This window comes from Coxiella-like endosymbiont (assembly GCF_002871095.1).
Lineage (GTDB): Bacteria > Pseudomonadota > Gammaproteobacteria > Coxiellales > Coxiellaceae > Coxiella.
Genome location: NZ_NSHJ01000109.1, coordinates 1 through 9,849 on the forward strand (window position 1 = coordinate 1; position 9,849 = coordinate 9,849).

Here is a 9,849-nt window from a genome sequence, read left to right on the forward strand (position 1 = left end):
ATAATACTACTATAATACTACTATAATAGTATATTATATTATATCTCTATAATACTATATACTATATAATAGTATATCTATAGAGAGATTTCAACTGAGTAGTGGAGAGAACTTGAGTAATAATATTATTATTCTCATTAATCTGTGCTTATCTAAAACTAATCATGCCTTTCATCAATCCACTGCAATCTAACTCATTTCTTCTTAAGAAATAGCTTTAGTTTTTAAACTTGGAATAGCATCTGCAAAATAGCATACACACACTCTTTCCATACACCATATCATTTTTAAAATATATTACAAATTATTTAGTTTCTGTGATCTTGTTCATTCAATCCAACAAAAAACTCATACAACTTACACACTTTAAATGACGTTCTAAACCGATTTAATCAAAACTAGCAACAAAAATATTATGGATTACAACTTTTAAAATAACTTCTTTTAATAGACTTGATGATAAAACGATAATATCCAGCGCTTAATTTACTTGGACAGCCAATTGATATAACAAACTCTTAATTAAAAAAGTAAATTATAAGCTACACAGCTCCCCCCCTACAGAGTATTTTAAAAATCTAAAATTCTCGGCTGATCCTGTTCAACTACAAAAATTCAATTACATAATTGTTAATCCTGATGTATACTTTAATAATATACTTTACAAATACTTAAAAATATTACGATAAAGCATACTTAATCAACAACTAAAATAGTTGCTAAAATATTTTTGTCTTTGAAAGACAATAAAATTTCTAAATATTTTTCAAAATACCAAGCACGAAAAACTTTATTTCAAGATCAAAGAGATCAGACTCATATTGATCCAAAAAAATTCTATTTCTTAATAAAATTGAATAATCAATATATTATTAAAACCAGCATGATATTATAAGGTTATTCAGCATTTCACTATCTATATTTCACTATCTATCAAAGCATCCACATACAATTTATGTCCAAAATCTTCTAACAACAAAAAACTGTTTTTGTTGTTATTAAATATGAGGAATGTTTAAATGAGCAATGTTTAACCTAATTTTTATAAATGACTTAACGATTGTCTAACAAAGGCTTTATAAAATTCTTTGTTCACTAAGGAATTTTATCCTTATATTAAGATGACCTGAAAACAATAAACTCACAAATCACTCTGAAAACCTAGATGAACTAGATAATAAAAAAGGGAAATTTATTAAAATGACTCTCCCATCTATTTATTACACGATGCACAGGGGTCTTACAATCCTTGCTCAAGAATATTTTCTACCCATCATCACAAGAATTTTACTATTAATCATAGTGAAACAGTCCTTAAAGAGGTTATCATTTTACTATAGCTTAAAACTTAAAAAGAAATTCTTACAGTGAAATTAAGAAATTTATTTATTGTTCTTTTTTTTATTATAATTTTGCTTTTTTCTCAAGAACTTGGTTTTTCTGTAAAAGCAAGCAAAGCTACCCAAATGTTTTCATTTAAACAACGTCTCATTTCTAAAACCTTACCGGAGGGATTGTCTTTCTATCGCTTCCAGAAACACATTGCAAATATCCTCGGATGGATTCCTACTGAGAAAATCTATCTTTTTTGTCATGGTTATTTTGAAGAACCCCTAATAGTAAACAAATTTACAGAGCAGCATCCTACTACAGCGAAAAAAAAACGCACCATAATTACTGCTAAAGGTTCTTCCACTATAACAGCTAAAGGACTATCGATTTTACAAAAAGATGTGGTTGTTAGTCAGCCGGGGCGTATTGCTAATGCCGATAAAGCTTACATATATCAAGATGAAAAAACTGGTCAAGTTCATAAAATTGTTCTCATTGGGCATGTTCGTTTACGTGAAGCTGGTAAATTAATTGTGGCAGATCAAGGAAAATTAACTCTTTACCCCAAGAGAGGAGTGTTAAAAAATTTAGCATATCGACTTTATAACGATCAATCTTATATTCTACAATTTAATGATCCTTTTAATGCTTGGGGCACAGCAAAAAAAGCAACCCGAGATACATCCCAAATTATGACTTTACAACACGCTACCTACAGCACTTGTAATCCCACTCACCCTGCATGGTGGCTTAGTGCTACGACGTTAGTGTTCAATAAACAGATACATCAAGGAGAAGCTTATAACGTGTTATTACGGTTTTATGGTATGCCTGTTTTTTATTTTCCTTACTATAACTTTCCTATTGATCATTATCGAAAGACGGGATTTTTAACTCCTCACATTGGTTTTAACAGTAGTTCAGGGGGGCTTGTTTCTCTTTCTTTTTACTGGAACATGGCACCTAACTATGATTTTACCTTAACCCCTAAACTTATGACTACGCGCGGTCTCAATATGAACGCACGTTTTCGCTTTTTAAGCGTTATAAGTAGCGGCGACATGTACGTAAGCTATCTCTTTAACGATAAGGTCTTCCAGCGGTTTCGGGAAGAAACTTTAAGGAAATTTTCTAATCCTTATTATGTTAATAATCCCCAGTATTTACCCTATCTTAATCAATTAAAAATTATGAAAAATCAACGCGGCTTTTTTTCAATGCATGAATATATGGCTTTTAATCCAAAATGGTCATCCAATATTATTTTAAATTACGTTACAGACCCTTATTTTTTCCAAGATTTAGCGGCCCTAATGAATGAAAATTCCCTCTCTAATCAACTTTTAAATCAAATTGATTTGCAGTATAGTGGATTATATGGACAATTTAATGGTATGCTTCAAGCTTATCAGACACTTCACCTAATTTCACAAATTTTAGCCCCTGCCTTTGATCAATACGATCGACTTCCTGAGTTCGATGTTAATGCGTATTATCCAAATATTACGTCCAAGATAGACTTTAATATTAATGCGGAAGTAATCAATTTCAGTTATCAAAGTAATTTTACAACTGATAAACCCATTGGGCAACGTTTGCATATGCGGCCTGGTTTAAGCTTTCCTTTTTATTTTGCATCTGGCTACATCACTCCCCAAATATGGGCCGATGTAACAGCCTATAATGTTAAACATTTTCAACGCGATCAGGTACAAACTGCCAGCCGCTTATTACCGATTTTTGATTTTGATTTCGGGCTTTATTTCGATAGAAATTTGAGTCTCTGGGGACTCAATAACTTTATCCAAACGCTTGAACCTCGTTTCTTTTATTTGTATGTTCCTTATCAAAATCAAGATAAATTACCTAATTTTGATACCGTTTTATTACCTTTTGCTTTTGAGCAATTATTTGGATTAAATCAATATACTGGCGATGATCGTCTTCAAAATGCGAATCAATTAAGCTTGGGGCTTACTTCTGCTATTTTTAATAGCATTACTGGGGCTCCACTCTTAACCACTAACCTTGGTTTCATGTATTTACTTAAAAACCAACGTGTTTGCATTTCTGAAAAATGTACACCCCTTTATGTTCATTTCTCGCCCATTATTGGCGAACTTATTTATTACCCTTTTCTTCACTGGTCCCTAACCAGTAGCATAGCATGGAATCTTAACCTTCACCAAACTAATAATTCTTCGACAGTAATAAGTTATGCTAATAAAAAACATAAAGTCAGTATAGGTTATATTTTCGTGCATGATAACGGTCAACTTATTTCAGGGCCTAGTATTAGGAACACCATACCAAACAATATTTATAGCACTAACACCGGTATTAGTTATCTTTCAATACATTGGCCTCTTTCTGTTCGATGGTCTACCAGGACCTATTTGGGATACGATTTCAATCGTCATCATACCGAAGTAGTCGCTGTTGATGTACAATACAATACGTGTTGCTGGACATTGAGTCTTATTGCACGCCGAACTTACATAGACTCAATTGTTAACCCAGATAATAGCCTTAAAAATAGTTACAATACCAGCTATTTTGTGCAACTCGAGTTAAAAGGGTTGGGTGATTTTGGAAACGCTCCTGCAATGCAGGAACATCGTTATTTAACACGATATATGAACTTCCCATTGATATGAGCTCAATGATGTTTAAAATAATTATCCATTTAATGGTAATATCTCTAATTACAATAAGCACCATTAGCATGGCACAACAATCTGCTCTTTCCAAACTTAACGCTATACAGGAGGAACCATTAGATCAAATTGCTGCGGTAGTCAATAATGACATTATTACTCAAAATGAATTCAATCACGCTTTATTCGAGATTAAAAAACAACTTAGTCAATATCACATTCCTATACTTAATAAAAAAATATTTCGAAAACATGTGATGGAGCAATTGATTTATGAAAAATTACAATTACAATTTTCTAAACGAAATCAAATTAAAGCTAGTGACGAAGAAATAAATGCAATTATTGCTAAAATAACAGAGCAAAATCAGTTATCTCAATCAGATTTCAAAGAAAAACTCACTCAGCAAGGTATTTCTTATCGAGAATTTCGTAACCAAATACGCAAACAATTACTCATTTCTAAATTACAACAGCAAGTAATAGGCAATAATATCACTATTAGTAAATTGGACCTTCTAGCTTTTCAAAAACAACACCCAGCAAAAGTTGCTTCTACTCGTTATCATGTGGCTACCATATTAATTAGAGTGCCGGAAATTGCTACTCAAGCTCAAATCAATCATGCAAGGGAAAAAGCCTTTTTAATTTTAAAACAACTTCGTAAAGGATTAGATTTTAAATGTGCCATGTCCGCTCATCCAGGCAGTAGCGATCTTGGATGGCGCTCAACTAATAATATTCCTCAAATCTTTTTAAACTCCATCAGTAAAATAAAGCCTAATGAAGTAGTAGGGCCCATACAAGCTCCCAATGGATTTCATCTCGTTAAATTACTAGATAAAGAAAATCTAGATATCACTAATAATTTGCAAATTCAACAGGTCGTTTATCAGAAAAAATTTGCAAAAGCCTTACAACAATGGTTGGGGCAATTACGTCGTTCCTCTTACGTTCATATTTACATGAATTTCTGATGACTACTCCTATCGTTATTACACCCGGAGAACCTGCAGGAATTGGTCCGGATATTGTAATCCAGATGCTACAACATAAGCTTTCAATACCTCTTGTTGTCATTGCCGATCATGGCTTATTAATGGAAAGAGCAAAAGTTCTTAGTCTCAAAATTCCACATAATTTAACAATACGGCATATTCCGTTAAAAGTACGATCTATAATGGGAAAACCAACTCCCGCTAATGCACAATATGTTTTAAAAACACTTGAGGTTGCTGCGGAGGGTTGTTTAAATGGACATTATAAAGCTCTAGTAACAGGGCCGATAAGCAAAACAGTCATAAATGATGCCGGTATTCCTTTTACCGGTCATACTGAATGGTTAGCGGCGCACGCAAAGGTAGATCAAACTTTAATGCTCTTTGTAGCAGATACCTTAAAAGTAGCGTTATATACGAGGCATGTTCCATTATCTCAAGTTTCTAATTTAATTGAAAAATTATCATTAGAAAAATGTATTCGCCTTCTGAACACGAGTCTTAAAAAATATTTTTCAATTCAAAAACCTACTATTACTCTCTGTGGAGTAAACCCTCATGCAGGAGAGTATGGGTATTTAGGGAAAGAGGAAATATCAACAATTATTCCTGTTGTTAAAGCTCTTAACCAAGAGGGTTTTTCACTTATAGGTCCCCTCCCAGCCGACACTGTATTCACACCTCGGAGCATTCAAAGTTGTGATGCTATTTTAGCAATGTATCATGATCAAGGATTAGGACCAATAAAAGCTTTAAAATTTGGTTCTGTTGTAAATATGACACTTGGCTTACCTTATGTACGTACTTCTGTAGACCATGGAACCGCATTTGACCTCGTAGGAACCGGATTAGCAGATGAAAAAAGCTTAATTACAGCAATTAAATTAGTAGTAGAGAACACATGAAGAAATTCCATCTGTCACGTAAGCGTTTTGGTCAACATTTTCTTAAGGACCCAATTATTCTAAAAAAAATCATTGCGGCCATTAATCCTCAACAAGAAGACACAATAATAGAAATTGGAGCCGGACAGGGTGCCTTAAGTGATTTTTTAATCAATGAATGTGCGAAATTAATTCTACTGGAAATTGATCGAGATCTTGCGACTTTGCTACAAAATAAATATTCTCTCTTTAAAAAAAAATTAAATATTTATCAAATGGATGCATTACAATTTGATCTTTCCAGCTTAGAAACCGACAATAAATTACTCCGTATTGTAGGTAATTTACCATACAACATTGCGACCCCTTTACTGTTCCATTTATTTACTCAAATAGAGTTTATTAAAGATATGCATTTTATGTTTCAAAAAGAAGTTGTGTTGCGATTAACGGCTCCGGTAGGAAGTCCCCATTATGGTCGCTTAAGTCTTATGAGTCAGTTTTTTTGCAATAATAGTTTCTTATTTAACGTTCCCCCTCATGCTTTTACTCCTCCTCCCAAGGTAGAATCAGGTTTTGTACACTTGATTCCCAGAAAAATGAAAACCGAAAATTTAAAGGATTTGAATCAATTCAGTACAGTTGTCAAAGAGGCTTTTAGTTATCGTCGAAAAATAATTGCTAATGCGCTTAAAAAATTATTACCTTATGAACAATGGAATACAATAGGTATTAATTTTCAATCACGCCCACAAGAATTAACGGTAAAAGATTTTATTAAAATTAGTAATGCTCTCTAAGAAAGCTCACTAGTTGAATAATCAGGGGGAATACTATGAACTCATGAACATATTACTACTGACCGCTATCAATTTTCTCCTCACAAAAAAACAAGTAATTCTACTTGAAACGGAGAACTGGCTGAACAGAATTAAGTTATCTTGAATACCGCTTACGTAATTAAAAATTCTTCAGCTATGTTTACAGTAGTAAATTTTCTATCCCAATTAATCTCAATCTTGAAGAAACTATTAAAGCTTCTAGAGCGTACAGATCTGGCAGAATCTTATCAGGCAGATAAGATTGTAGCTAAAAGTTGAAATATTTTTTAGATATTTAAAAACGCGTTGTAATAGAACTTGCTAAAAAATTAAATATGGTTCTCATTGATTATAAAAACACTTATGGATATCTTGATATGGATCAAGTATTATGATTTTACTTCAATCAATCTGAGCTGCTACTCAGCTAAATATTATATTTTTTCTATTCTTTTTTTCAAAAAATACTATTAAATGTTTTTAGTAGACAGAGAAAACTATATTAAAATAGGTACTTTATTGCCAAGTTTAAGGTACTATGTGACCCTATACTTCAATTAATTTATTTTATCTAACTAATCAAAAAGCTTAAAAATAAAAAAATAATTCTATCAAGGCTGATTTCTTTTGCTCTCAACATCTCGTCATTTTTCAAGATAGTTTTTTTACTAATCTCTTTACTAATCTCTTTAAAAAAACTTCAAAAAAATTTTTTGCATTTAAAAATCAAGGAGAATTCAAAATTCTACTCCAGAAATTCTAATTTTTGGAGGTGTTTTATGTATCGTTTGATTGCATGGATCGTTTGATTGCATTTATTATTTGATATTCAGGTATTAATTTCTAGGTCTAGGTAATAGAAACCCCTACTACTAATTATCAACGATATATTTATAAACCATCTTAATAAATAGCTTTTCTTATTTAAAAATAAATATAAAAAATATAGATTACTAATGAGATGACTCATATAGAATCTTCTACTATAGATTTATAGTATTAAGATTAATATTTCAGTCCATGCTCTTAACCCAGTTAAAAACATACAACTTCTAATAATAAGTTCTTAAAAATTAGTAAGACTTTTTTTTATGAACGATAGTCATAAAATAGAGAAAAATTCACTATTTTAGTCAGCCTTGTAACTTCCTTCTTTCAACTTCAAAATCATTCTGAATTTAAGGATTTTCCTTCTCTCTTACGTGTTTAAGATTTCTAGTTGGGTGTTATAGCCTAGGTTACAAGAGTATCCATTAAAAGCAGTTGGTTGTTAAAACAATAAAATATTACAAGTGATGCTGATCATTTTAGCACAAATTGCTACCGGTAATCGTAACTTCTTATATCTTACAATACATATAAATATAACTTTTGTTTTATATTATGAAATTTAGCTATATTTTGATTTTAAATTTAAATGGTATTTGTTTATTCCTAAAAGTATCATTTACTTCAAAAATAGTAACTTTTATAACTTTGATTACACCCTTGCATCTCATATGCAATTTTTTACTTATATACTTAATTTATTAAAAAATGGATCATTTAGTGAAGGCAGTTTAACTTTTCATATACTTTTGCGATTAAATGCAATATACAATAAAAGTCTTGATTCATGGTGATTATCGTTTTTTATCAATAGTGGCACATCTTTCCTACCCTTCTGTATTACTATAAATTATTAATTAATTATTTATGGAACGCTCTAAATTCTTAAACTTGTATTTTATCATTAAACTAACATATCTTATTCTTGCTTTCAATTATATTTTACATCTATTGACATTATAACTAGCTTACTAATTTTAAAAAACTGTTTTCAACACTCAAATTTTGTATTGCGTTGAAGATCCCTTTCTCGTACCCTACTAAAATCAAAAGATCTGATGGGCTTAATTTCATGAATGATGACTATCTTAAAAACACATTGATTAATACTATTTTTGAAGATCGTCGCTCAGAACGACGATGGCGAAATATTCGCTTAGCAGCTTGGATGTTTATTTTATTACTCCTAATTATTTTAATTTTTACTCCCTCAACTTCAGAATTAGCAGCTAAAAAAAATGATACCCCATATGTTTCTTTAATGCGCTTAAATGGACCAATTATGTCGAATACTTCTTTTTCGGCCTATCAAATTTTACCTAATTTAGTGAACGCATTTTCTGATAAAAACTCGAAAGGGGTTATTTTATTAATCAATTCCCCCGGAGGTAGTCCTGTTCAAGCTTCCATTATCCATGACAAAATTCTTGAATTAAAAAAAGAATACCATAAAAAGGTTGTCGTCCTAGGAGAAGATGAACTTGCTTCGGGTGCTTACCTAGTATCTACAGCGGCTGATAAAATTTACGTTAATAATAATACTCTTACCGGATCAATTGGTGTAATTATGGGAGGATTTGGATTTGTAGATACCTTACAGAAGCTGGGAATGACAAGACGCTTATTTATAGCAGGCTCTCATAAAGATCGTTTAGATCCCTTTGAACCTTTAGATGCTCAGGATGTTATTAAAGTCAAAAGGGTACTTGAACAAGTTCATCAAAATTTCATTAATACAGTTATTGCTGGTCGAGGAAGCCGATTACGGGGGAGTTATGAGAAACTATTTTCAGGTGATTTTTGGACGGGTAAAGAAGCCACACAACTAGGCATTGTCGATGGTACCGCAAACCTATGGACCGTGCTGGATCAGGAATTTGGAGTCAAGCATTATCATGATTACACTACAAAAATTCATTTTTTGCAAGATCTATTCCACAACACGGTTACACAACTTTATTTTCATTTAACGAATAAAATTTTGCCAATTCGAGAGGAAATTTATTAGAGTAAAGATGCATGAGTACGTATATTATTGGTGACGTACAGGGATGTTATCAGGAATTAAAAGAACTATTAACTCTCATTCAGTTTGATCCTTCTCAGGATCAATTAGGGTTTGTCGGTGATCTAGTGAATCGTGGTCCTCATTCCCTTGAAGTATTGCGATTTATCAAATCTCTTTCTTCACCATTAATAGTTCTTGGAAATCATGATTTATTTTTATTAATTCTAGGGTATGAACTGATGCCTGAAGATTCTTATGAACATACCCTGCATAACATTTTGCGCGCCAATGACAAAATAGAACTGTTAGAATGGTTACGAG

General features: G+C 31.8%; 6 protein-coding genes. All 6 read left to right on the plus strand.

Features of this window, described 5'->3' with window-relative positions; all coding sequences use genetic code 11:
* Window positions 1-1,367 precede the first annotated feature (1,367 nt).
* Window positions 1,368-3,989 carry an LPS-assembly protein LptD gene (locus CLERM_RS02410; RefSeq protein WP_236905162.1) on the plus strand — a complete coding sequence of 874 codons (2,622 nt, stop codon included), beginning with the start codon at window positions 1,368-1,370 and terminating at the stop codon, window positions 3,987-3,989.
* Window positions 3,990-3,997: 8 nt separating this feature from the next.
* Window positions 3,998-4,966 (plus strand): SurA N-terminal domain-containing protein, encoded by a 969-nt coding sequence (locus CLERM_RS02415; RefSeq protein WP_102157010.1) that lies wholly within the window; start codon window positions 3,998-4,000, stop codon window positions 4,964-4,966.
* The gene (pdxA, locus tag CLERM_RS02420; RefSeq protein ID WP_102157007.1) at window positions 4,966-5,892 is read left to right on the plus strand and encodes a 4-hydroxythreonine-4-phosphate dehydrogenase PdxA; all 927 of its coding nucleotides are present in this window, start codon (window positions 4,966-4,968) and stop codon (window positions 5,890-5,892) included. Before CLERM_RS02415 ends, pdxA begins: the two co-directional genes overlap by 1 nt.
* Window positions 5,889-6,671, plus strand: coding sequence for a 16S rRNA (adenine(1518)-N(6)/adenine(1519)-N(6))-dimethyltransferase RsmA (gene rsmA / locus CLERM_RS02425; RefSeq protein ID WP_102157008.1), 783 nt, complete (start codon window positions 5,889-5,891; stop codon window positions 6,669-6,671). Before pdxA ends, rsmA begins: the two co-directional genes overlap by 4 nt.
* A gap of 1,921 nt (window positions 6,672-8,592) precedes the next feature.
* A complete protein-coding gene (locus CLERM_RS02430) occupies window positions 8,593-9,528 on the plus strand; it encodes a S49 family peptidase (RefSeq protein ID WP_102156843.1) in 936 nt (311 codons plus the stop codon).
* Window positions 9,529-9,539: 11 nt separating this feature from the next.
* Window positions 9,540-9,849 (plus strand): metallophosphoesterase (locus CLERM_RS02435; RefSeq protein WP_195909780.1); only part of this gene is annotated, 310 nt, incomplete at its 3' end.